This is a genomic window from Microbispora sp. NBRC 16548, from assembly GCF_030268985.1.
Taxonomy (GTDB): domain Bacteria; phylum Actinomycetota; class Actinomycetes; order Streptosporangiales; family Streptosporangiaceae; genus Microbispora; species Microbispora catharanthi.
In genome coordinates this window covers 157,718-179,927 of sequence record NZ_BSSF01000012.1, presented here as the reverse complement: position 1 = coordinate 179,927, position 22,210 = coordinate 157,718, and the positions used below count along the sequence as shown (strand labels likewise).

Annotated in this window: 18 protein-coding genes; 12 read left to right on the top strand and 6 right to left on the bottom strand. The window is 70.8% G+C overall.

Annotated elements, in window-relative coordinates:
- Positions 1–62: 62 nt before the first annotated feature.
- On the bottom strand, positions 63–4,409 hold the full coding sequence (locus tag QSK36_RS30305) for a carbohydrate binding domain-containing protein (RefSeq protein ID WP_285784720.1): 4,347 nt from the start codon (positions 4,407–4,409) through the stop codon (positions 63–65).
- A gap of 481 nt (positions 4,410–4,890) precedes the next feature.
- Here QSK36_RS30305 and QSK36_RS30300 point away from each other — a divergent pair, with 481 nt between their 5' ends.
- From QSK36_RS30300 to QSK36_RS30285, 4 genes are all read left to right on the top strand, one after another.
- Positions 4,891–5,304 carry a YchJ family protein gene (locus QSK36_RS30300; RefSeq protein WP_285784719.1) on the top strand — a complete coding sequence of 138 codons (414 nt, stop codon included), beginning with the start codon at positions 4,891–4,893 and terminating at the stop codon, positions 5,302–5,304.
- 403 nt (positions 5,305–5,707) lie between these two features.
- Positions 5,708–5,965 (top strand): hypothetical protein, encoded by a 258-nt coding sequence (locus QSK36_RS30295; RefSeq protein ID WP_285784718.1) that lies wholly within the window; start codon positions 5,708–5,710, stop codon positions 5,963–5,965.
- A 183-nt stretch (positions 5,966–6,148) separates the two neighbouring features.
- Positions 6,149–6,721 (top strand): hypothetical protein, encoded by a 573-nt coding sequence (locus tag QSK36_RS30290; protein WP_285784717.1) that lies wholly within the window; start codon positions 6,149–6,151, stop codon positions 6,719–6,721.
- Between the two features lie 124 nt (positions 6,722–6,845).
- The gene (locus QSK36_RS30285) at positions 6,846–8,093 is read left to right on the top strand and encodes an ROK family transcriptional regulator (protein ID WP_285784716.1); all 1,248 of its coding nucleotides are present in this window, start codon (positions 6,846–6,848) and stop codon (positions 8,091–8,093) included.
- A 105-nt stretch (positions 8,094–8,198) separates the two neighbouring features.
- On the opposite strand, the gene QSK36_RS30280 is transcribed toward QSK36_RS30285, so the two are convergent.
- Complete coding sequence (locus QSK36_RS30280; RefSeq protein WP_285784715.1) at positions 8,199–8,885, bottom strand: STAS domain-containing protein; 687 nt, start codon at positions 8,883–8,885, stop codon at positions 8,199–8,201.
- Positions 8,886–9,004: 119 nt separating this feature from the next.
- Between QSK36_RS30280 and QSK36_RS30275 the strand changes: the two genes are divergently transcribed.
- Both QSK36_RS30275 and QSK36_RS30270 read left to right on the top strand, forming a co-directional pair.
- The gene (locus QSK36_RS30275) at positions 9,005–10,021 is read left to right on the top strand and encodes a chemotaxis protein CheB (RefSeq protein ID WP_285784714.1); all 1,017 of its coding nucleotides are present in this window, start codon (positions 9,005–9,007) and stop codon (positions 10,019–10,021) included.
- Positions 10,022–10,030: 9 nt separating this feature from the next.
- The gene (locus QSK36_RS30270; RefSeq protein WP_285784713.1) at positions 10,031–11,878 is read left to right on the top strand and encodes a CheR family methyltransferase; all 1,848 of its coding nucleotides are present in this window, start codon (positions 10,031–10,033) and stop codon (positions 11,876–11,878) included.
- A gap of 6 nt (positions 11,879–11,884) precedes the next feature.
- On the opposite strand, the gene QSK36_RS30265 is transcribed toward QSK36_RS30270, so the two are convergent.
- The 3 genes from QSK36_RS30265 to QSK36_RS30255 all read right to left on the bottom strand — a co-directional run bounded on the left by QSK36_RS30265 (position 11,885) and on the right by QSK36_RS30255 (position 14,018).
- Positions 11,885–12,739 (bottom strand): SAM-dependent methyltransferase, encoded by an 855-nt coding sequence (locus QSK36_RS30265; RefSeq protein ID WP_285784712.1) that lies wholly within the window; start codon positions 12,737–12,739, stop codon positions 11,885–11,887.
- A 98-nt stretch (positions 12,740–12,837) separates the two neighbouring features.
- A complete protein-coding gene (locus tag QSK36_RS30260; protein WP_285784711.1) occupies positions 12,838–13,710 on the bottom strand; it encodes a hypothetical protein in 873 nt (290 codons plus the stop codon).
- Complete coding sequence (locus QSK36_RS30255; protein WP_285784786.1) at positions 13,707–14,018, bottom strand: PadR family transcriptional regulator; 312 nt, start codon at positions 14,016–14,018, stop codon at positions 13,707–13,709. The genes QSK36_RS30260 and QSK36_RS30255 overlap by 4 nt, the downstream gene beginning before the upstream one ends.
- Positions 14,019–14,152: 134 nt before the next feature.
- On the opposite strand from QSK36_RS30255, the gene QSK36_RS30250 reads away from it, so the two are divergent.
- The 6 genes from QSK36_RS30250 to QSK36_RS30225 all read left to right on the top strand — a co-directional run bounded on the left by QSK36_RS30250 (position 14,153) and on the right by QSK36_RS30225 (position 19,203).
- A complete protein-coding gene (locus QSK36_RS30250) occupies positions 14,153–14,338 on the top strand; it encodes a hypothetical protein (RefSeq protein WP_182899112.1) in 186 nt (61 codons plus the stop codon).
- A 54-nt stretch (positions 14,339–14,392) separates the two neighbouring features.
- Positions 14,393–15,268, top strand: a complete 876-nt coding sequence (locus tag QSK36_RS30245) for a TIGR03619 family F420-dependent LLM class oxidoreductase (RefSeq protein WP_285784710.1) — start codon at positions 14,393–14,395, stop codon at positions 15,266–15,268.
- 76 nt (positions 15,269–15,344) lie between these two features.
- Positions 15,345–15,818, top strand: a complete 474-nt coding sequence (locus QSK36_RS30240) for a nuclear transport factor 2 family protein (protein ID WP_285784709.1) — start codon at positions 15,345–15,347, stop codon at positions 15,816–15,818.
- A 142-nt stretch (positions 15,819–15,960) separates the two neighbouring features.
- Positions 15,961–17,130 (top strand): hypothetical protein, encoded by a 1,170-nt coding sequence (locus tag QSK36_RS30235; RefSeq protein ID WP_285784708.1) that lies wholly within the window; start codon positions 15,961–15,963, stop codon positions 17,128–17,130.
- Positions 17,130–17,906, top strand: coding sequence for an SDR family oxidoreductase (locus QSK36_RS30230; RefSeq protein ID WP_285784707.1), 777 nt, complete (start codon positions 17,130–17,132; stop codon positions 17,904–17,906). Before QSK36_RS30235 ends, QSK36_RS30230 begins: the two co-directional genes overlap by 1 nt.
- 145 nt (positions 17,907–18,051) lie before the next feature.
- The gene (locus tag QSK36_RS30225) at positions 18,052–19,203 is read left to right on the top strand and encodes a sulfotransferase family protein (RefSeq protein ID WP_285784706.1); all 1,152 of its coding nucleotides are present in this window, start codon (positions 18,052–18,054) and stop codon (positions 19,201–19,203) included.
- A 2-nt stretch (positions 19,204–19,205) separates the two neighbouring features.
- On the opposite strand, the gene QSK36_RS30220 is transcribed toward QSK36_RS30225, so the two are convergent.
- Entirely contained in the window at positions 19,206–22,208 is a 3,003-nt protein-coding gene (locus tag QSK36_RS30220; RefSeq protein WP_285784705.1) for a caspase, EACC1-associated type, read from the bottom strand.
- Positions 22,209–22,210: the final 2 nt, after the last annotated feature.

Sequence of the window (22,210 nt, the reverse complement as noted above, 5' to 3'; positions counted from 1 at the left end):
GCCGGCCCCGCGACGCCGGTCGGGGCGGGGAGCGCACTCCCCACCCCGACTTGTCAAAGGGACTACTTGAGGTACGGCCCGTCGGTGCCGATCTTGCCCGGAGCCGGGTTGCCGGCTTGGTCGAGCACGTAGGCGCGCATGTCGCCCTTGCTGTTCAGGCCGATCGACAGGGTCTGGTTGGTGACGATCCGCGTGTCCCCGGTGACCGCGTCCACGTACTTCCCGTTGGGGATGCCGGTGAAGGTCGCGCCGGAGGAGACGGTCACCAGGACGAAGCTGTCGATGGACCCGCTGGTGTAGCGGCGCTTGTAGGCGATCGAGCCGGACACGCCTTCAGTCGAGTACTGCCCCATCTGCAGCGCCGGGATGGCCCGGCGGATCTGGTTGAGCCGCTGCAGGTGCTTGACCAGCGGCTGGCTCAGCGTCGTCGCGACGGGTCCCGACGCGCCGGAGACCTCGCCATAGCCACTCGCGGTGACGGTGCCCTCGATCTTGTCGCCGTAGTAGGCGCGGCCCGTGGTGGCGAGCGGGCAGGTGGGCCCGCAGTCGATCTGCTTGCCCTTCTGGAACTCGATCTCCGATCCGTAGTAGAGGGTGGGGATGCCGCGGAAGGTCCACATCAGGCTCATGTTCTCGGCCCAGGCGTCGGTGCCGCCGGCGTAGCGGAAGCCGGACTTGTTGGGCCCGTAGTCGTGCGAGTCGACGTAGACGGCGTTGTAGGTGGCGTCGTTGACGCTGTCGTCGGAGTCCTTGCCGTTGTTGTAGGCGTTCTGCGCATCGGAGAAGTTCATGTGCATGCGCATGTCGATGATGTTCATGCCGGAGAACTTCGTGTGGTCGGGCGCGTGGTAGGCGTTCCCGTTGAGGAAGGCGTTCGTGCTGGTCGGCTGGCTGCCGGTGCCGAGCTGCTCCTCGTAGTTGTACTGCTCGATCGCGGCCTTCTCGTCGTCGGCGTTGTAGTCCTTGCGCTCCTTCCAGGTGTAGAACTGCGCGGAGTGGTTGACCGAGCCGCGGTTCCACTTGTCGTTCACGAACGCGGCGACCTCGCCGAAGACGTAGAAGTCCTTCGCCTTCTCCTCGCCGAACTTCTCCTTGACTCGGTCGTAGATCGCCGGCAGGAAGCGGCGGTTCCAGGTGACCCGGGGGATGTGGACGGCCGTGTCGATGCGGAAACCGTCGACGCCCATGTCGATGAACCGGTTGTAGGCGTCGATGAGGTACTTCTGCACCTCGGCGTTCTCGGTGTTGAAATCGGCCAGATCCTCGTGCAGCCAGCAACTGCGCGAGTCCTCGCCCTCCCAGTTGCCGATCCAGCACTGGTGGTAGTACTTCGCCGGGAACATCCCCGAAGTCGGGCTCGGCCACTGGCAGTTGTAGATGCGGTATCCCTCGGGGCTGTAGTACTGGGTCGGTGTCCCCCAGTTGCGGCAGGTGTTGCCCGCCGGCTCCTCGGTCGACCACAGGTCGCCGTTGTACGGCCGTCCCTTGGCCATCTGGTTCTGCGCGGCCGTCATGTCGGGGTCGTCGCCTTGGTGCTCGGCCATCGGGTCGTACTCCCGGCCCGCGTCCTTCTTGCTGTACATCCACTTCCACTGCTCGTCGCGGACGCCGTAGACGGGCGGGACGAACAGTCCCTTGGCGCCCCAACGGGAGCTGTGGTTGTAGACGACGTCCTGGTAGATCTTCAGGCCCTTGGCGTGCGCCTTGTTGATCAGGTCCTGGTAGGTGTATCCGGGCGTCTCCAGGCGGGTGTCCACCCGGTAGAAGTCCCAGCCGTGGTAGCCGTGGTAGTCGTAGTCGGACCGGTTGAGCACGACCGGAGTGATCCAGACGGCGGAGAAGCCGAGGGCCTTGATGTAGTCCAGCTTCTCGATGAGCCCCTTGAAGTCGCCGCGGAACATCGGGTCGTCGTTCGCCGCGTTACCGGACCTGATGTTCTGGCTTCCGCCCCTGTCGTTGGAGGTGTCGCCGTCGTAGAAGCGCGCCGTCATCACGAAGTAGATGGAGTCCTTGCGCGGGTCGCCGCCGAGCGGGATGCCCTGGGTCGCCGGTGGCGGCCCGTCGCCCGTCGTGACCGAGACGGCATCGGTGTAGGGGGATTCGTTGCCCGCGGCGTCCAGCGCCCGCACCTTGTAGGTGTAGGTCGTCTTGGCGTCCAGCCCGGACTCCTTGTACGACGTGCCGGAGGCGGAGCGGACGACGGGGGTCTGCTCGCCCTTGGCCCGGCTGATCTCGTAACCGCTGACGCCCACGTTGTCGGTCGACGCCGTCCAGGTGAGCGTGACGGTCGTGCCCGACGCGCTCGCGGCCAGGCCCGTGGGCACGGTGGGCGCGGCCGTGTCCGGCGGCTCGGGCGCGCAGGGCTCCGGGGCGTTCGCGCGTACGACGCCGTCCTTGACCGTGGTGGTGCCGAGACCGATGGCGTAGTCGGCGCCGTTGTTGTTGTCCCAGGTGCCCGCGCCGTTGTTGAAGGCGGCCTTGAGCCCCGTCGCGCTGCCGAGGTCGATCGTCTTTTTCGCCCAGTCGGCGCAGGTCTCCTCGTCCATGTCGATACCCGGGACCGTCGTCCACGAGCCGCCGGTGGGCTGGTAGTGGATCTTCACGGAGCTCCAGCCCCTGGTCTTCCTGAAGTAGAAGACGGTCGCCTTGCCCCCACTCGAGGGTGAGGGGGAAGGGGACGGCGTGGCCGTCACGCAGGGGTCGGCGGCATCGCCGGTGACCACGCCGTTCTTCACGGTGCTGATGCCGGTGCCGATGGTGTAGTTGCCGCCGTTGTTGTTGTCCCAGGTGCCCGAGCCGTTGTTGAAGGTGACCTGGAAGGTGGTGGCCGTGCCGAGGTCGACGGTCTTCTTCTTCCAGCCGGTGCAGGCGGTGTCCATGGCCACGCCGGGAACGGTGGTCCAGGTGCCGTCGATCCCGTAGTGCATGTCGGCCGGGTTCCAGCCCGTGAAGTAGTAAACGGTGGCGGTGTTACCGCCGGTGCGCGTCACCGTGGGCGAGGGCGAGGCGGACGTGCCGACGCGGATGGCGACGGCGCTCTTGGCCGGGACGGTGACCGAGGCCGTTCCGCCGGAGTTCACCGTCACCGAGCCGCTGCCCGCCACGTTCGGATACGTCCCGGCGGGCAGGCCGGTGGTGAAGGTGCGGGTGACGCTGCCGCTCTCGTTGTTGATCGCCACCCAGCCCTTGTCGCCGCGGCTGAAGGCGATCAGGTTGCCGCCGTTGTCGGTCCAGTTGCCGACGGAGGTGCCGGCGACGGTGTTGTAGAAGCCCACCATGCCGGCCATCTGACGGTCGAAGCAGGTCCACCGGCCGCCCGAGCAGTCGGTGTCGGTGACGAACCCGCCGTTGGCCGAGGGCGGCCCGGCCTCGCCGTCGCTCCACGTGAAGGAGGAGTAGACGTTGGGCTTGCCGTACGGCCAGGCCAGCATGAAGACGTTGGCCAGCGTGTAGGCGGCGCCGTTCTTGTAGTTGAGGGTGGACCCGTTGCGCTCGGTGTCGTGGTTGTCGACGAACACCATGGCCTTGTCGCCGCCCACCGACAGGCCCCAACTCTGGCCGAACGTCTGCAGCCACTTGATCTGGCCGGTGAACTGCTCCTTGAGCTTGCGGCCGTAGACGAACTCGTCCACGTCGCCTACGCCGGTGTACTGGCTCGGCTGGACCGCCTCATTGGCGCCGTAGATGACCTCCTGGTGGATGTACGGCGTGCCCTCGAGTCTCGACCTGATCGCCGCGAGGTCGTCGGGGCTGATGTGCTTGGCCGCGTCGATGCGGAAGCCGTCGACGCCCAGGTCGGTCAGCTTGTTCATGTACGCGGCGATCTGGCCGCGCACGTAGTCGGAGCCGGTGTTGAGGTCGGCCAGGCCGACGAGCTCGCAGCTCTGCACCCGCCAGGCGTTGTCGCCGTAGTCGGCGTCGGTGATGCCGCAGGTGGGCTGATGGAAGTCGGCGGAGGAGTAGAGGCCGGGGTAGTCGTACTTGCTGAAGCCGTAGCCGCCGTAGCTGGTGGCGCCCTGACCGGTCATGTGGTTGACGACCGTGTCCACCTGGACCTTCACGCCGGCGGCGTGACAGGCGCCGATCATGTTCCTGAAGGCGGTCTCGTCGCCGAACTTGCTGGTCAGGACATAGCGGGCGGGCTGGTAGACGTCCCACCACACCGAGCCGCCCTTGGACATGGAGTCGGCGGGCGGGGACACCTGGACCGAGCCGTACCCGGCCGGGCCCAGGACGTCGGTGCACTCCTTGGCCACCGACTTCCAGTTCCAGTTCCACAGGTTGGCGGTCACGCCGGGGCCGGACGCGGCGCCGGCGGCGGTCTCGGTGAGCGCGGGCAGCGTCACCGCGGTGCCGGTCGCCGCGGTCGCGGTCAGCGCGCCCACGACGATCGCTTTGTACAGTCTCATAGAGCGGGTCTCCTGGACATGAGATCGGGATCCCGTGAACGCGGGCCGGGTGGAGCCGACACTCGGCCCGCTTCCATGTGAAACGCCTGGTGAGAGGCGTACGGATGCTGCGGGTTCGCAGTGGTTCTCGGGCGGCCGCGGACGGGGGACGGACCGACGGCCGGAGCCGGCGGAGGACCGGACGTCACGCGGGAGCCCGACACGGACGAGGCGGGGGCGGCGCCCTCGCGCCGCCAGGAGAGGGGCACACCATCGGGGCCTCCGTCGGGTTTCCGAGGTGTTGCCTGGAAGTTACTCACCGGACCTGAACCATGCAATACCTTGCAGCAAGTTTCAGAAATATTGTTCGGTGTCGTGCGGAAGGAATGAGTGTTCGTCGAATTCGGACGGTCCGAAAGGCGCTCGGAGTGACGTCCGTGCGGTCCATGCGAAGGGCTGGGACGGCGGAGCGTGCGCTCGGGCGGGGCGATAGCCTCGCGGGGTGAGCCGTACCTCTCGTTCCCGCCGTGTGCCGCGCGCCGGCGAGCCCTGTCCCTGTGGCCTGCCGGCCGTCTACGGCGACTGCTGCGGCCGGTTCCACGCGGGGCAGTCCGCGCCGACGGCGGAGGCGCTGATGCGCTCGCGCTTCTCCGCGTTCGCGGCCGAGGACGAGGCGTACCTCCTGCGGACCTGGCATCCCTCCACCCGTCCGGCGCGGGTCGATTTCGACCGGGGCATGCGGTGGACCGGACTGGAGATCGAGGCGGCCACCGGCGGGAGCCCGATCCACGCCGACGGCACCGTCACCTTCCGTGCCCTGTACGACTATCGGGGACAGCCCGGCGAGATGCGTGAGCAGAGCCGCTTCGTCCGCCACGAAGGCGCCTGGGTCTACCTCGACGCCGTCGGCGAATGAGCCCCGCGAAGACCGGACCGAGACCCGGACTCGACACAAATGTTTGTCATTCCGGATTTAAGCCGATAGTGGCATTTGAGGGCATTAACGTGTGATGTCCGTTCAGAAGGCATAGCGACAAAAAATGCGTCATCATCCATGCCGCGCTTGGCATGCGCGGGGCTGAGGGCATGGTGCGGGGTATGAGGTCATCGTTGCTTATGTCCGCGACGAAAGCCCATTGCCGCATGGCCTTGGTAGGTAGGTGCGTTTCACGATGTCTCGCCGCTGTACGTCCCGCTCCCGACCGTTTCGGGCTCTGACGGCCCGTCGCCTGACGCTGGCCACTCTCGTGGCCGCGATCGCGTGGAGCGCTGCGGCCCAGGAGGCGAGCGCCGGCGCGCAATCCCTCGGTCGTGCTCCCATGAGGGTCACCGGCCACGGCGGAGGCGGGGGCCAGGTGGCGGCGGGCGGGACGGCCACGGCCCGGCAGCTCAAGTCGGGCAACGGCAAGTTCAACCAGAATCTCAACGGCGTGTTCGCCCCGACCTTCATGATCGGCCAGCAGCAGACCGGCATCACGAACGGCGGGCGCATCAGCACCCAGGGCGCCTTCTGCGGTCCCGGCCCGAGGAAGTGCAAGATCTGGCAGAACATGCCCATCAGCGCCGGCGGCTGGTGATCGCGTTCGAATACGCACCGGCCGTGGATTCCGCGAATGCGGGTCGCGCTGACTGATATGGCAATGATGCCGTAAGACGCCGCGCGCGCCGGGCACGGGAAACCAGCGGGTCGCTAGCCTGAAAAGGCCCGGGCGAAAAGGTGCCGTCCGGAGCATTGCGGCGGCGACTGGTGGGAGCGCGCGATGAAGTGTCAGCGGTACGGCGGGACGGCCATGAGGAAGATCGGTCTCGGTCTGCTCGCCTGCGCGTCGGTCGTGGCGGCGCTGGCCGCCGCGGGCCCCGCCGCCGGGGCCACGCGCACCCATGGCCGGGAGACACCACGCCACCAGGAGTCCGGGCTCCGGCCCGCGCGGCCCGAGAGGGACGCCGCCCAGCCCGGGCTCACCGCCACGAGTCCCACGACCAACCGCGGTACGCAGCAGATCACCATCAACGTCGCGAACGGCGGGACCGGCATCCAGAACGCGATGTGCAGGGGTAACCGGGCGTGCGACATCGCGCAGGCGCTCGGCACGCCCTACGCGGGCGCCTCGCCCGCCCCGGCTCCGCAGGCGTCGCCCAAAGCGAGAGCGGCGGCCCGTGCGGGAGCGGCGAATCGTGGAGGGGCGGGGACCCGTGCGGGAGCGGCACCCCGTGCGGGGGCGGCCTCCCGGCATGCGGCGGTCTCCGCGGGCCGGCGGGGGACCGGCCTTCAGGCGGCACGGATCCGCGGGCGCGCGGTATCGGGGGATGAGGGCGAGCGGGCGCGCCGGTGAACGCGGGGCTCCGCTGCGTACGCCTCCGTTGGTAATCTCAAGATGAGGAAGGGGTCGCGGCCCTGCCCTCCTGTCCACGGCCCGCCAACGAGGAACTCCTCCGAGTCGTCAGGATTTGCACACCATGTCGAAAGCCGGTCGGTCCCAAGAGGAGATGCGCCGGCGCAACCTCGGCGATCTGCTGCGGCACGTGCACCTGGCCGGCGCGCTCTCCCGTTCCGAGCTGGCCGACCGGATGGGCCTGAACCGGAGCACCATCATGGCGCTGACCGCCGAGCTGTCCGCGGCGGGCCTGGTCAGCGAGGAGTTGCCCGGAGACACCGGCAGGGCGGGCCGGCCGTCGCTGGTGGTCCGCCCGGAGCGCGACCGTGCGCACGTGCTGGCCTTCGACGTCCGCGTCGACCGCCTGGTGGCGGCACGGGTGGGACTGGGCGGTGAGATCCTCGACCGCCGGGAGGCGGTCAGGTCCCGCGCGGGCGCGGACCTGGAGGACGTCGTCGGCGTGCTCGCGGGCTTCGGCCGCGAGCTGCGGCGCGGCGCCCGGCCGGGCTCGGTGTGCGTCGGAGTCGGCGCGGCCTACTGCGGCATGATCCGGCCCGACGACGGCACGGTGCGGTACGGGCCCTATGTCGGGTGGGTGGACCAGGCGTTCGGCGTCGAGCTCGGCTCCCGCCTGGGGCTGCCGGTGCTCGTGGGCAACGAGGCCCACCTGGGCGCGCTGGCCGAGCGCGACCGCGGCGTGGGCCGCGGCTTCGACAACCTGATCTACCTGCACGGCGACGTCGGTGTGGGCGGCGGGATCATCGTCGGCGGCAAGCTGCTCGGCGGCGACGGCGGCTACGGGTGCGAGCTGGGGCACATGGTGGTGAACCCGTACGACGGGCGGCCCTGCATGTGCGGCTCGCGCGGCTGTCTGGAGGCCGAGGTCGGCGAGCACGCCCTGATCGACGCCGCGGGGCGCTCGGGCGAGCTGAGCGGCCGCGAGGGTGTACGCGCGGTGGTGGAGGCCGCCGGACGCGGGGACGCGGCGGCCGAGGAGGCGCTGCAACGGATCGGCGACTGGCTGGGCATCGGCGTGGCGAACCTGATCAACCTCTTCAACCCCGGCATGGTGATTTTCGGAGGGATGCTGCGGGACGTTTACCCGGGCTCGGCGGCGCAGGTCGGCCACAGGGTGGAGGCGAACGCCATGGTGATCTCCCGGGAGCAGGTGCGGCTGCGGGTGTCGGCGCTCGGCGACGACGTCACGCTGGTCGGTGCCGCGGAGCTGGCCTTCTCCAGGCTCCTGGCCAGTCCCCTGGAGGTGCTCGCGGAGATGCGGCGCCGTACGGCACACCGGGCCGCGCCCCGGAAGCGCGCGCTGGCACTCTGACGGCGCCGCGCCGCACAGGGTTGAGCGGCACGGGGTTGAGCGGCAGGTGGTTCAGCGGCACGGCTCAGCGTCACGCTTTCAGGTGGGCGCTTTCACGTACACGGTTCAGCGGGCGGCGAACGTCTCGGCCTGGCGGCGGAAGCCGTCCGCCCTGACCCGGTGGGAGTCACCGTCGCAGGACAGGCCGGGACACGGCCGCTCCGCGAGCGCGTTGTGAAGGACCGCGAGGCGCTCCTGGACGTCCGCCAGGCGCGTGCAGAGCGACTGCGCCCTCTCGCGCATGGTCGCCATGTGCGTACGGGCCTGCTCGCGCAGCAGCCGCGAGTGCTCCAGTAGCGCCTCCCGGCCGCCCGAGTCCGACATGCGGCGTGCCGTATCGCCGGAGCGTACCGACGCCACCGGGCGCAGGCCCGGCTCTTCACGCCGGCCGGGCAGGAGCACGAGGCGCCGTTCCAGGGGCGCCATGGGCGTGGCGCGTACGACGGTCGGGCGTCCCGGCCGTCCCTCCGGCCACAGAAGAGCGAGCAGGCGGCCCAGGGGCCGGCTCGCCCAGACGATGAGACCTCCCGATGCCGAGGCGGCGGCGGCGTGCACGCGCTCGAGCGCGCGCACCCCGGCGAGGTCGCAGAACTTCAGGCGGACCGCGTCGAGCACCAGGTGCACGCAGCCGTCCGCGAGGAGCGCTGCGACGGCCCCTTCGAGCTGCGCGCAACTGAAAAGGTCCATCTCTCCGCTGACGCTCACCACGGCGGAGTCCGATTCACGCTGCGTCACTCTCACCCACAGTTCCATGGGTGACCTCCTTACCCCGCCTGAGACGGGGAGACGGGCAACGGGCGATCGAATTTCCTTTCCGAGCGCTCCGCATGACTCCCGCACTTCAAGGATATGGGGCGCTTGTGGGTGTGCTCATGCAGCGGGATGTCGTGGTCGTCGCGGCCTCCGCGGGAGGCATCGAGGCCCTGCGGACGCTGCTCGGCAACCTCCCGGCCGGCCTGCGGGCCGCCGTGCTCGTCGTCCTCCACATCTCGCCGCGGGCGGGCAGCGCCCTGCCGGGCATCCTCGACCGCGCGGGGCCGCTGAAGTCGGCGGCGGCGCAGGACGGCGAGCCGCTGCTGCACGGGCGCGTCTACGTGGCCCCTCCCGATCTCCATCTGCTGCTGGACGGCGAGAACGTCCGGCTGTCCCGGGGGCCCCGGCACAACGGGCACCGCCCGGCCGCCGATCCGCTGTTCATGAGCGCGGCGGCTTTCGCGGGGTCGCGGACCCTCGCCGTCGTCCTGAGCGGGACCCTCGACGACGGGGCACGGGGATGCGCGGAGGTGGAGCGCCGCGGCGGGCTGGTGGCCGTGCAGGACCCCGAGGAGGCCCCTTTCGACGGCATGCCGCGCGCGGCCGTCGCCGCGACGACGCGGCCGATGGTGTCCTCCGTACGGGAGATCGCGCAATGGATCGCGCGGGAATGCGAAGGAACCGCGTCTCCTCCACGGGAGATCGAGGTCGATCGAAAGCTCCGGCACGAGTTGGACGCGTTCTTCTCGGCAGGTGTGCCCGACCCGCCGCCCGGCCGGTTCAGCGCCCTGAGCTGCCCCGACTGCAACGGGCCGCTGTACGAGGTGGCATCACCCCCGAACGGGCACTATCAATGCATGGTGGGTCACGCCTGGTCGATGGAGAGCATGGTCGACGGGCAGTCGGAGGCCGTCGAGCGGGCCTTCTGGGTGGCGATCCTGCGGATCGAGGAGCGGCTGCGGCTCCTGACGCGGATGCAAGGCAACGCCGAGGAGCGCGGGCAGGCCCTGGTGGCACGCCGCCTGCGGCAGCAGACGGAGCGGGACCGGGACGCCCTTGAGACCCTGCGTCACCTGCAGAGCCGGATCGGCCGCGAGGCACCGGCCCCGGTCACCCACGGCGACGAGCGGCGTTAGCGTGGACCCATGGTCGCCAGCGAGGAGCGCGAGTTCGACGACCTCCTGTTGATGCTCAAGGAGACCCGGGGGTTCGACTTCTCCGGGTACAAACGCAGCACGCTCCAGCGCAGGGTCGCGCGGCGGCTGGAGACGCTCAAGCTCGAGACGATGGGTGAGTACCGCGACTACCTCGAGCTGGAGCCCGGTGAGTTCGCGATCCTCTTCGACAGCCTGCTCATCAACGTCACCGGGTTCTTCAGGGACCCGCAGGCCTGGCGGGTCCTGCGCGCGAGGGCGATTCCCACGATCTGCGCGGCCAAGGGCGGCGGCCGCGCGATCCGGGCCTGGAGCGCCGGGTGCGCCACCGGCGAGGAGGCCTACAGCCTCGCCATCGCCCTGGCGGAGGAACTGGGGCTGGACGAGTTCCGGGAGCGGGTCAAGATCTACGGCACCGACCTGGACGAGAAGGCCCTGCACGTGGCCCGTACGGCGGTCTACGACGAGCGCAAGCTCGCCGACATGCCGCCCAAGCTGCGGGACAAGTACTTCGAGCCGGTGGATGCCAGGTTCGCGTTCCGCCGTGACCTGCGCCGTCAGCTCATCTTCGGCCGCAACGACCTCACCCGGGACGCCCCGATCTCCCAGGTGGACCTGCTGCTCGCGCGCAACACGATGATGTACTTCAACGCCGAGACGCAGCTCAACATCGTCCGCAAGTTCCACTTCGCCCTCGCCGACCCCGGCTACCTGTTCCTGGGCAAGGCGGAGATGCTGCTCAACCACGGCGACAAGTTCGAGCCGGTGGACCTGCGCGTGCGCCTGTTCAGGAAGATCCCCCAGCCCTTGGGCGGGGCGCGGATCGGCTGGGACTCGCCGCCGCCGCACGCGGAGGAGAACGCGCGGCTTCCGCGGCTGCAGGGCGCGGCGCTCGCCTCCGGCCCGGTCGCCCAGATCACGCTCGACGCGTCGGGCAGGCTCGCCCTGCTCAACACCCGCGCCGAGGTCCTGTTCGGCCTGCGGCCTCGTGACGTGGGCAGCCCGTTCCAGGATCTCGAGGTGTCCTACCGGCCCGTCGAGCTGAGGTCGCTGATCGAGCAGGCCGAGCTGGACCTGCGTACGGTCGAGCTCCACGACGTCGCCTGGCAGCGCCCCGGCATGCAGGAGCCGAGCATCTTCGACGTCGCCGTCGTCCCGCTCATGGACAGGGCGGGCGAACTCGTCGGCGTCACGATCAACTTCCACGACGTCACCCGTTATCGGCGGCTTCGTAACGAGCTCGAACAGGCGAACAAGGAGCTCGAGCACGCGTACGAGGAACTGCAGTCGCTGAACGAGGAGCTGGAGACCACCAACGAGGAGCTCCAGTCGACCAACGAGGAGCTGGAGACCACCAACGAGGAGCTCCAGTCGACCAACGAGGAACTGGAGACGATGAACGAGGAGCTCCAGTCCAGCAACGACGAGCTCCAGCAGATCAACGAGACCCTCAACGCCCGGACATCGGAGCTCGACCGGGCCAACCAGTTCGTCGCCTCAGTGGTGCGCTCGCTCGGCGACGTGGTCGTCGTCGTCGACCGGGACCTGCGGGTGCTGCTGTGGAGCCCGGGGGCGGAGGAGCTGTGGGGGCTGCGCGCCGACGAGGCTCACGGCCGCGAGCTGCCCGCACTCGACATCGGCCTGCCCCTCGACCCGCTGCTGCCTGCGATGCGGCGCGTGCTGGACGGCGACCCGGTCGCGGGTGGTCAGGCAGACGCGGCCAGCGTCGAGGCCGTCAACCGGCGGGGCCGGCCCGTCCGGCTCGCGGTCACACTGGCGCCGCTCCACGAGGGCGACGCGTCCGTCGAGGGCCTGATCCTGGTCATGACCGGGAATTGACGCACGTCAGGGGCCGGGAACGAGGCCGACTCCGCCCAGGATGTCGCCTCCCGGCATGCCGTTCCACTCGAACTCCACGGTCTCGGGCCGCCACCGGTCCAGCGGCACGACTCCGGGCTCCAGCACGTGGAGGCCGTCGAGGAAGCCGCGGACCTGGGCCGCGGTGCGAGGCACGATGCCGCCCGCGGTGGTCGCGGTGTAGACGTCCCTGCCCCGCCTGACCGCGTCCTCGTCCAGGTCGCCCTGGGTGATGTGGGAGACCACCAGGTGGCTGCCCGGGGCGAGCGGCTCGCGGAACGCGCCGACGACGCGCGCCGCCTCCGCGTCGTCGGTCACGAAGTGGAGGACGGCCAGCATGATCAAGGCGACCGGCCGGGTGAAGTCGAGGTGGGTGAGGACGCCGGGGTGATCGAGGATCGACTCCGGTTTGCGCATGTCGCCGTCGATGACGATCGACCGGGGGTTGTCGGCGAGCAGGGCGCGTGCGTGGGCGAGCACGATCGGGTCGTTGTCGACGTAGACGACCCGGGACTCCGGCGCCTCGGCCTGCGCCACCTGGTGGACGTTCTCCTGCGTCGGCAGCCCGGTGCCGATGTCGAGGAACTGCCGGATGCCCGAGCGCGCCAGGTGCCGTACGGCCCGCACGAGGAAGGCGCGGTTGGTCCGGGCGACCTCGCGGGCGTTGGGCAGGATCGAGATGATCTTCTCGGCGGCCTCGCGGTCGGCCGCGAAGTTGTCCTTGCCGCCCAGGTAGTAGTCGTACATCCGGGCCACGCTCGGCGTGCCGGGGTCCACCACCCACGCGGGCGCCTGCTCCTCGTGCACGCTCTGCCCTCCACAGCTCGTGTCGGTCCGCTCCATGGGACGACGTCCATCCTAGGGACACGAGTGCCGATTCTGACCCTCTGATCCGACAATCGGCAATGTCAGATGTCTCCTCGGCGGGTCCGCTTCCGGTGTCAGACCTTCTGCCTGGTCCGCCTGGCCACGACGAACGACGAGATCACGAGCAGGGTGAGCAGGCCCCAGTACGCGAGGCCCTTCCTGCCGTGCATGGAGAGGTTCTCGCCCAGATAGGTCAGGCCGGGGATCAGGTAGACCGCCGCCGCGAGCGCCCATCTGGCGTCCCTGACCGAGACGGTGGCCCAGAGCGCGGCCGCGAGTGCCAGCACCTCCACGCCCGCCCGCGCGAGCATCCAGGGCAGCGTCTCCGGGTAGGACAGGCCGAGCAGGAACTGCAGCCCCCAGCAGAACGCGGGAACGAGAAGCCACGACCACGATCGGGCGGGAAGGCCCTTCCCCGGTCGCACCGCGAGTACGGCCAGGCCGGCGACGATCACCCAGAAGGGTGCCATGCTCGACACCTCGACGTACGCGGGGCCGAAGCCGGCCATGGTGAACGCGTCGCCGTGGAGGACCAGGAAGCGGCTGGACTCGAGCGCCGCGATCAGCGACAGGGCGAGAGCCACGCGCGCCCATCCGCGGATGATCGCCACCATCAGCGCGACCGCGCCGAGGGTCCAGATCGGCCGGACGAGGTGCGGCAGCACCTCGATCTTCATGGCGAACGTGGTCGTCGCGACGGCGAGCACGCCCAGCTGCAGCCCGTCCGCCCACCAGGGCACGCCCCTGGCCCGGGCGTTCCGCGCACGGGCGGCGAACCCGCCGGCGATGAGAGCGAGCACCTCCCGGAGCGGCGGACGGCGGGTGTGAGGGCCGGACGCCGCCATCAGGGTGCCGATGAGTTCCTCGCCGTGCCACTTTCTATAGACCTTCGGGTAGACCCGGAGCAGGCGGCGGTAGCGCCGTTCGAGGGCGTGCTCGGCGTTCATGCGCTCACCATCCCGATCTGCGCGGTGACGACCCTGGCGGCCTGCTGGAGTCGCGCGGCCTCCTCGCGGACGGCGGCGACGCCGTCGTCGGTGATCCGGTAGTACCGTCTCGGCCGTCCGTCGACGACCTCTTCTCCGTCGACCGTCACCAGGCCCGCCTCCTCGAGCCGGTCGAGCGCCCCATACAGGGTGCCGACGGCGATCTTCACCCGTCCGGCCGACTGCTCACCTGCGCGTTTGATGATTCCGTAGCCGTGAAGGGGGGCCTGTAGGAGCGCGGCGAGGATGAAGTACGTCGCTTCCGTCATCTTGGTCACGGAGGGACCATATATCGGGTGCCGATATATGGTCCAGCGTTCGCGGTGGGGCCGGCCGAGGACCTGGCGATGCCGGGGGGCGAGCCCGAGTGGGTAGGGGCTCGATGGGGGAGGGAGGTGACGGCATGGAGCCGCGCGGCGCCCTCGGGCTGCGTATGGTGCTGGCCACCTTCGGGCTGGCCGTCTGCGGCTTCATCGCGATCACGGCGTACGCGGCGGGGCTGGTCGTGCCGGCGGTCGTCGCGACCGTGCTCGCGATCGTCGCCGCGGCCGACTTCGTCGTGGTGGTCCGCCGGCGGGCCGGGCGGTGAGGAAGGATATCCGGGGCATTCAAAAATAGAACGCGTTCTCGTACGCTCCGGAGTATGCGTTTCACCTATGCCGAGGCCATGACCGACCCGTCGTACTACCTGCCGCTCGCCCGGGCCGCGGAGGCGGCGGGGTACGCGAGCATGAGTGTGGCCGACTCCCTGGTCTACCCCCGGGAGTCGGACGCGAGGTATCCGTACACGGCGGACGGAGACCGGGAGTTCCTGGAGGACAAGAGCTTCATCGAGACGTTCGTCCTCATCGCGGCGATGGGGGTGGTGACGTCGACGATCCGGTTCACGCCGTTCGTCCTCAAGCTCACGGTGCGTCCCCCGGTGCTGGTGGCCAAGCAGGCCGCTTCGATCGCCTGGCTCACCGGGGGCCGGCTCGGCCTCGGCGTCGGGCTGAGCCCCTGGCCGGAGGACTACGCCGTGACGGGCGTGCCGTGGGCGCGGCGGGGCAGGCGCATGGACGAGGCCGTCGAGATCGTCCGCGGCCTGACGCGCGGCGGCTACTTCGAATACCACGGCGAGTTCTACGACCTGCCGCCGGTGAAGATGTCCCCGGTGCCGGCCGAGCCGATCCCGATCCTGGTCGGCGGGCACAGCGAGGGGGCGCTGCGCCGCGCCGCCAGGCTCGGGGACGGCTGGATGCACGGCGGGGGAGAGCCGGCAGAACTGGACGCGCTGCTCACGAGGCTCGCCGCGCTGCGCGCCGAGGAGGGCACCGCCGACCGGCCCTTCGAGATCCACGTGATCTCCCCCGACGCCTACAGCGTGGACGGCGTGAGGCGGCTGGCCGACAAGGGCGTCACCGACGTGATCGTCGGCTTCCGCAGGCCGTACGTGAAGGGGCCCGACACCGAGCCGCTGAGCCGGAAGATCGAGCACCTGGAGCGCTTCGCCGAGACGGTGATCGCCAAGGCCGGTTAGCGGTGGGGTCTCCGGCCGCCGCCGTGGGTAGAACGCGTTCTTGCAAGCCGTTCCGCGCTCGCGCATGCTGGGGCGCATGGATCTGATCGCGCTGGAGGAGATCCGCCAGACCAAGTACCGCTACCTGCGCTGCCTGGACCTCAAGCGCTGGGACGACTTCGCCGACACGCTCACCGGCGACGCCGTGGCGGCCTACGACAATCCGGTCGCCGGTGACCCGCTGCGGTTCGACGGGCGCGAGGCCATCGTCGGCTACATGCGCGCCAGCCTGGGGCCGGGGGTGATCACGACGCATCTCGCGGGTCACCCCGAGATCGAGATCGACGGCGACGACGCGAGGGGCACCTGGTGCCTCGACGACACCGTGCTCATTCCACGCCACCGCCTGATGATCCGCGGATCCGCCTACTACGAGGACACCTACCGGCGCTGCTCCGACGGGCGCTGGCGGATCAGCGGCACCGGCTACCGCCGGACGTACGAGTACACGGTGTCCCTCGACGACCTGCCCAGCTTGCGGTTCACCGCGAACCGCTGGGCCGCGTCCTGACCTTCCCGGAGGCGGGGCGCGCCGCCGTTCCGCCGGGGACCGCGCCGCGGCCATTGACCACTCCTAGAACGGGTTCTACTCTCGCGGTGGGAAAAGACTACCGCTTCGGTCCATATTTGTTCCGCGTATCCGAGGGAGTCCGATGGCCACGGAACCGTTCGCCCGGGCGATCGCCGAGGCCGAGGAGATCATCCGCTCCGCGCCGCACGTGCGCACCGAGCAGGACCTGGCCGAAGGCCTCGACTACCTGGCGGGCGGCATCAAGGCGGCGTTGCACATGACGTGGGCCTACGACCGCGACTTCCCCTTCTTCGCCGCCTCCACCGGCCCGTACGCCAAGCTCGGCCTGGACAACCCCGACACGCTCTACTTCCACGCCTACATCCGGGACGACGCCGAATACGTGGTCACCGGCCGCCGCGGCACCACGGCCGACCTGAGCTTCCAGGTGCTCAACGGCGACTACTCGCCCGCGCGGTCGCCCGACAGCCTCACCGCCTTCGACGACCGCGACATCGAGATCGCCCCGGACGGGTCGTACGAGCTGCGCTTCGGCCCGCCCGGCACAGGGGCCCGCTTCACGCTGGGGCCCGGCGCGGCGATGCTGATCGTGCGCGAGGTCTTCTCCCACTGGGACGCCGAGCGGCCCGGCGAGATCCGCGTCCACCGCGCCGACACGCTCGGGTCGGCGCCCCCGCCCCCGGCCGTCGACAGGATGGCCAGGCGCTACGAGGTGGCCGCGAAGATGCTGCTGGGGCGGCTGCGGACCTTCCTCGCGTTCCCGGAGCGGCACTACCTCACGCTGCAGGTCAACACGATGACCGAGCCGCGGCCCACGCCCGGCGGCCTCGCGACGCAGTATTCGTCCGTCGGCCACTACGACCTCGACGACGACCAGGTCATGGTCGTCACCGTGCCCGCGGCGGGCCGCGACGTCGCGCCCTACCAAGGGTTCCAGCTCGGCAGCATGTGGTACGTCTCGCTGGACTACGTCAACCACCAGACCAGCCTCACCGCGGACCAGGCCCGCCACGACCCCGACGGGAAGATCCGCTACGTGGTCGGCGAGCGCGATCCCGGGCTGGCCAACTGGCTCGAACGCACCGGGCACCGCCGCGGCTACCTGCAGATCCGCTGGCAGCGGCTCACCCGCCCACTCGGACCCGCGGACGGCCCCGAGGTGGAGGTGATGCGGTTCGAGGACCTGCCGTCCCGGCTGCCCTACCACGATCGGCAGCGGGTGACCCCGAGGGAGTGGGCGGCCCGGATCGCCGCCCGGCAGACCGCCGTCGCCAGAAGGATGCTGGGCTGATGCCGCTGAAGGACCGGGTCGTCGTGATCTCGGGGGTCGGGCCGGGGCTGGGGCGCGGCCTGGCGCTGCGGTGCGCGGCGGCCGGGGCCGACGTGGTGCTGGCCGCCCGGGGCGAGGAGCGGCTGGCCGCGGTGGCGGAGGAGGTCGCACGGCTCGGCCGCCGAGCCGTGCAGGTGCCGGCCGACGTCACCGACGAGGCGTCGCGGCGGCGGCTGGTCGCGACGGCGCTGGAGACCTGCGGCCGCGTCGACGGACTGGTCAACAACGCCTTCGCGATGCCGCCGATGACGGACCTCGTCGACGTGGACCTCGACGCGGTGCGTGCCGCCTTCGAGACCAACGTGCTCGCCGCGTTGCGGCTCACCCAGCTCTTCGCGCCGGCGCTCGCCGAGCACGCGGGCTCGGTCGTGATGATCAACTCGGCGGTGCTGCGGCACTCGCGGCGCACCTTCGGGGTGTACAAGATGGCCAAGGCCGGCCTGCTCGCCCTCGCCCAGAGCCTGGCGACCGAGCTCGGGCCGCGCGGCGTGCGGGTCAACAGCGTCGCACCCGGCTACATCTGGGCGGACAACCTGAAGCGCTACTTCGAGGCACTGGCCCGGCGGCGCGGCGTCCCCGTGCGGCAGGTGTACGACGAGACGGCCGCCACGCTCGACCTGCGCAGGCTGCCCGAGCCCGACGAGATCGCCGACGCCGCGGTGTTCCTGCTGTCCCCGCTCGCGCGGGCGATCACCGGCCAGTGCCTCGACGTCAACTGCGGCGAATGGCACCACTGAGCAGTTTCGATCAGCACCGAGCAGTTCGATCAGCACCGAGCAGTTCGATCAGCACCGAGCAGTTCGATCAGCACCGAGCAGTTCGATCAGCACCGAGCAGTTCGATCAGCACCGAGCAGTTCCGATCAGCCCGCGGAGGAGACCGATGAGCACGGGACGCGACGGCGTCGGGACGATCGAGGCCCTGCATGCCTGGGCGAGCGGCGCCACCGGGCTGACCGGCTTCGGGGACGACCCCTACCTCGACGGCCTCGGCGTGCTGCTCGAGTCGTACGCCCACGACGCGGCGCTCAGCCCGCAGGGCGCCCGGGCGGCCCGCGCGATGCTGCGCGGCGCGCTGACCGCCCGGCTGCGGTGCGAGGAGGCGTGGCGGCGGCACCCGGAGCACGCGGCCCTGCCCGTCGAGCGGCCGATCTTCGTCACCGGCCTGCCGCGCACCGGCACCACCGCCCTGCACCGGCTGCTGACCGCCGACCCCGCCAACCAGGGGCTGGAGTTGTGGCTGACCGACTCGCCCCGGCCGAGGCCGCCGCGCGAGACCTGGGCGGGCGACCCGGAGTATCGGGCCGCCCAGGCGGCGTACGAGCGGCACCACGTGCGCCATCCGGAGTTCATGGGCGTGCACTACATGTCGGCGGACATGGTCGAGGAGTGCTGGCGGCTGCTCCAGCAGTCGATGCGGTCGGTCTCCTTCGAGTGCCTGGCCCACCTGCCCGCGTACTCGGCCTGGCTGGCGGCGCAGGACTGGACGCCGGCCTATGAGCGGCACCGGCGGATCCTCCAGCTCGTCGGGCTGGGCGACCCCGGCCGGCGCTGGGTGCTGAAGAACCCCAGCCACCTGTTCGCCCTGGACGCGATCATGGAGGTCTACCCCGGCGCGCTGGTCGTCCAGACCCACCGCGACCCGTTCACCGCCATGGCGTCGATGTGCAGCCTCGCCGCGCAGGCGACCGCCGGATGGTCGGAGGCGTTCACCGGCGCGGTGATCGGGCGGGACCAGCTCGACCTGTGGAGCCGGGGCCTCGATCGCTTCCGCGCCGCCCGCGCCCGGCAGGATCCGGCGCGGTTCTTCGACGTGCGCTACGAGGAGTTCGTCCGCGACCCGCTCGGCACGGTCGAGGCCGTCTACGCCCACTTCGGGCTGCCGCTCGGCGACGCCGCCCGTACGGCCATGGCCCGTCTGCACGAGGAGAGCCGCTCGGGGGAGGCCCGGCCGTCCCACCGGTACGAGTTGTCCGGCTTCGGGCTGACCCCTGAGGAGGTCGAGGCGCGCTTCGCCGGCTGCCCCGCCCGCTGACGTCAGCTCGGGCTGGGCGAGACAGGGGTGGAGAGAACGGCGAGGGCGCGGCCGGTGGCCGCGTCCCAGAGCCGGGCCGTGCCGTCGTAGCCGCCGCTCGCCACGACCTTGCCGTCCCCGCTGAAGGCGAGCGCGGCGACCTCCCCGGAGTGGCCCGTCAGGGTGCGGATCTTCCGGCCGTTCGCGGCGTCCGAGAGCACGATGGTGTGGTCGTACCCGCCGCTGGCCAGGATCGTGCCGTCCGGGCTGTAACACAGGGCGGTCACGTGCCCCGCCGTGTGACCGCTTACGGTCGTCACGACATCACGGGTGGAGGTGTCCCAGATCAGGACCGTGGTGGTGGCCAGGCTGTTCGTCGCGATCGTCCGGTCGTGCCGGGGGCGGAAGACGGCCCGGGTGACGCCCGAAAGCGGGCCGCCGTCACCGAACCGCCCGGTCAGGGACCCGGTGGTGCGGGAGGTCTTCACGTCCCAGAGTTCGACGGTCCGGTCGAGGCCGGCGCTCGCCAGAGTCGTGCCGTCCGTGTCGAACGCCACCGCTTCGACGAAGCCGTTGTGAGCGTTCAGGACCTGACGGCTGTCGCCGGTCCGGGGGTTCCAGAGCCTGACCGTCGTGTCCACGCCACCGCTGGCCAGGATCGTGCCGTCCGGGCTGAACGCCAGCGCGGGGATGGAGCTGACCCCGGCCACGCTGGGGCTGGGGCCGGTGCCGAGAGTCTCCAGTCCCTGTGAGTGGCCGACCAAGGTGTTCTCGAGACGGCCGGTGGCGACGTCCCAGAGCCGGATCTTGTTGTCGCCGTGCCCCGTGGCCAGAAGCTTCCGGTCCGGGCTCAGCGCCATGGAGAAGATCCCGCTGTCGTGCTCCTCCACCATGGAGCCGGGGATCATCCGCATCAGGCGGCCGGATGCGGGATCCCACACCCGGGCCTGCGGTTCGAGGTAACTGGCGGTGATCAGGAGATCGTCCAGAAAGAGCACAGAGGTGACCGCATCGTTGGCGTGGGCGGAGGAGGAGCCGCCCTGCGAAGCGAGCGAGGCCGCCCACTTCGTGACGGCCGCCGAGGCCACGGCCAGCCCGGCCAGAAGCAGCATGCGCCGCGTCAGCATGCCCCGTCCGGCGGGGAGCGGGTAGGAGGCCCGCAGACGGAAGTACCAGGCGATCCTCATCAGTTCGACGTGGACGACCAACTCCGGCAGGCCCAGCAGGGCGCCCCGGGTGAGGAGCTCGGCCAGCCAGATCACTGGCAGGCTCCCCACCGTCGCCGCCGCCCAGGCGGGCCACAGCGAGATCCGCCAGGCCGCCACGGCGAAGAGCGTCACGCCGAGCAGGACGACGAACAGCAACAGGATTATCCAGATGTCTCCGAACAGTCCGGTGCGCGCCGCGACCGGCGGCCCGGCGACCGCCGCGGCGAGCAGCCCGGCGATGCCGAGCTGGAACGGCAACCGCCGACCCGGGCTCAGGCCGGCGCGGACCAGGCCGGTGCGTGCCGGGACGAATCCCGAGAAGGCGGCCACGAGCGCCGCCGGCGAGAGCAGCCAGCTACCCGCCGCGATGCTGACGGACGTGTCGTACGCGGCGGAGAAGTCCCTGTTCCCGTAGGTGATCGCGCCGACCAGCGCGGCCACGCCGAACAGCGTGTTCAGGACGGCCGCCGCCGCGGATCCGGCGAAGGCGAGCGTCGGCCGGCCTGCCGCCACTCGTCCGGACACCGGCTCTCCGGAGGGTGGGGACGCCTCCGGGGAGGACCTCTCGGCCGCCGGGGAAACCGCCTGACGACCAGGCGCGGCGGCGTGCTCTTCGGCGACAGGGACGCGAGGGGGCACAGGCGGCGGCCCGGAGGCCTCCGGCGGGGTGAGCGCGTCCGCCCGCGACGAGGCCGGTGCCGTCGCGGTCGCCGTCGTCGCAGCGGAGCCCCCGGCCTCCGTTTCGGGCGACTCGGACGGTGCCGCCGGTGCGGGCGGCTCGGGGCCGAGGGCGCGCGCGCCGGCCGGCTCGGCCGGTTCGGGCCGCTCCGGCGGTTCGGCGGGTTCGGGCGGTTCCGGTGACGCAGGCGGGTCGGCGCCGAGGGCGCGCAGCCTGGCGGCGGCGGCCGCCGAGACCATGCGGCTGTCGTCGTCGGCCAGCCGCAGGAGCGCCTCGCGTACCCGGGCCCTGACCAGGCCGTTGCCGACCCGGTAGAGGTGGTCCAGCGTGTCCACGGCGTTCAGCCGGTCCCCGGCCATGGGGCTCGTGAGGGCGTGGCCGACGTGCGGAGGCAGCGACCAGTTCACGTTCCGGGCGATGACGGTGCGGCCTTCGACGTTGTCCTGGCGCTTGGGCCGCTGCTGCGGCATCTCGGCCACGACGCGGTCGTAGACGTAGCCGTACAGTTCGTCGAGCGTGATGTCGCCGTCGCCGTCCAGGTCGGCCCGGCCGGTGCGCAGCCCCTCCACCAGGTGCCGGGTGAACACCGATCGCGGAGCCTCTCCGTGCACCCGGTCGCCCTCGAAGGCGTACTGGGTGGCGTCGGTGGCGGTGAGGACGGTGCGGCCGCGCCCCCGGAACTGGTCCAGCGCGTGCACGTCGTCACCGGCCTTGGCCAGCCGTCCGGCCGGGTAGGCCCCGCTGTAACAGCAGTCGAGGATGAGGACCTTCCGGCGTGACGCGCATCCCTCCATCGCGTAGTCGATCTGCTCGCCGGATATGGCGGTGAAGATCAGACTGTCCCGCCGGGTGTCGCGCGTGGCCAGGTAGAGCCGGCCGTCGTCGTCCTTGAGGCCATGACCGGTGAAGTACAGCAACGTCAGGTCGTCGCCGCGCCGGTCGCGGTACAGGTCGGCGATGGCCTCCCCGACCCGGTGATTCGGCTCGTTCACCAGCGTGGTGACCTCGAAGCCGCCGATCTCCGGATCCCGGAGCACGGCGGCGAGCGTCTCGGCGTCGTGGGCCGGAGCCGTCAGGCGACGCAGACCCGCGTCGTCGTACAGGTAGGTGGCGATCAGCAGCGCCAACCGGCGGCCCATGC

Coding starts and splice junctions, on each gene's coding strand:
- QSK36_RS30235 (WP_285784708.1), top strand. CDS start 15,961: ATGGCCACGGAACCGTTCGCCCGGGCGATCGCCGAGGCCGAGGAGATC.
- QSK36_RS30220 (WP_285784705.1), bottom strand. CDS start 22,208: ATGGGCCGCCGGTTGGCGCTGCTGATCGCCACCTACCTGTACGACGAC.
- QSK36_RS30290 (WP_285784717.1), top strand. CDS start 6,149: ATGAAGTGTCAGCGGTACGGCGGGACGGCCATGAGGAAGATCGGTCTC.
- QSK36_RS30275 (WP_285784714.1), top strand. CDS start 9,005: ATGCAGCGGGATGTCGTGGTCGTCGCGGCCTCCGCGGGAGGCATCGAG.
- QSK36_RS30245 (WP_285784710.1), top strand. CDS start 14,393: ATGCGTTTCACCTATGCCGAGGCCATGACCGACCCGTCGTACTACCTG.
- QSK36_RS30295 (WP_285784718.1), top strand. CDS start 5,708: ATGAGGGTCACCGGCCACGGCGGAGGCGGGGGCCAGGTGGCGGCGGGC.
- QSK36_RS30305 (WP_285784720.1), bottom strand. CDS start 4,409: ATGAGACTGTACAAAGCGATCGTCGTGGGCGCGCTGACCGCGACCGCG.
- QSK36_RS30230 (WP_285784707.1), top strand. CDS start 17,130: ATGCCGCTGAAGGACCGGGTCGTCGTGATCTCGGGGGTCGGGCCGGGG.
- QSK36_RS30270 (WP_285784713.1), top strand. CDS start 10,031: ATGGTCGCCAGCGAGGAGCGCGAGTTCGACGACCTCCTGTTGATGCTC.
- QSK36_RS30225 (WP_285784706.1), top strand. CDS start 18,052: ATGAGCACGGGACGCGACGGCGTCGGGACGATCGAGGCCCTGCATGCC.
- QSK36_RS30240 (WP_285784709.1), top strand. CDS start 15,345: ATGGATCTGATCGCGCTGGAGGAGATCCGCCAGACCAAGTACCGCTAC.
- QSK36_RS30260 (WP_285784711.1), bottom strand. CDS start 13,710: ATGAACGCCGAGCACGCCCTCGAACGGCGCTACCGCCGCCTGCTCCGG.
- QSK36_RS30280 (WP_285784715.1), bottom strand. CDS start 8,885: ATGGAACTGTGGGTGAGAGTGACGCAGCGTGAATCGGACTCCGCCGTG.
- QSK36_RS30255 (WP_285784786.1), bottom strand. CDS start 14,018: ATGACGGAAGCGACGTACTTCATCCTCGCCGCGCTCCTACAGGCCCCC.
- QSK36_RS30285 (WP_285784716.1), top strand. CDS start 6,846: ATGTCGAAAGCCGGTCGGTCCCAAGAGGAGATGCGCCGGCGCAACCTC.
- QSK36_RS30250 (WP_182899112.1), top strand. CDS start 14,153: ATGGAGCCGCGCGGCGCCCTCGGGCTGCGTATGGTGCTGGCCACCTTC.
- QSK36_RS30265 (WP_285784712.1), bottom strand. CDS start 12,739: ATGGAGCGGACCGACACGAGCTGTGGAGGGCAGAGCGTGCACGAGGAG.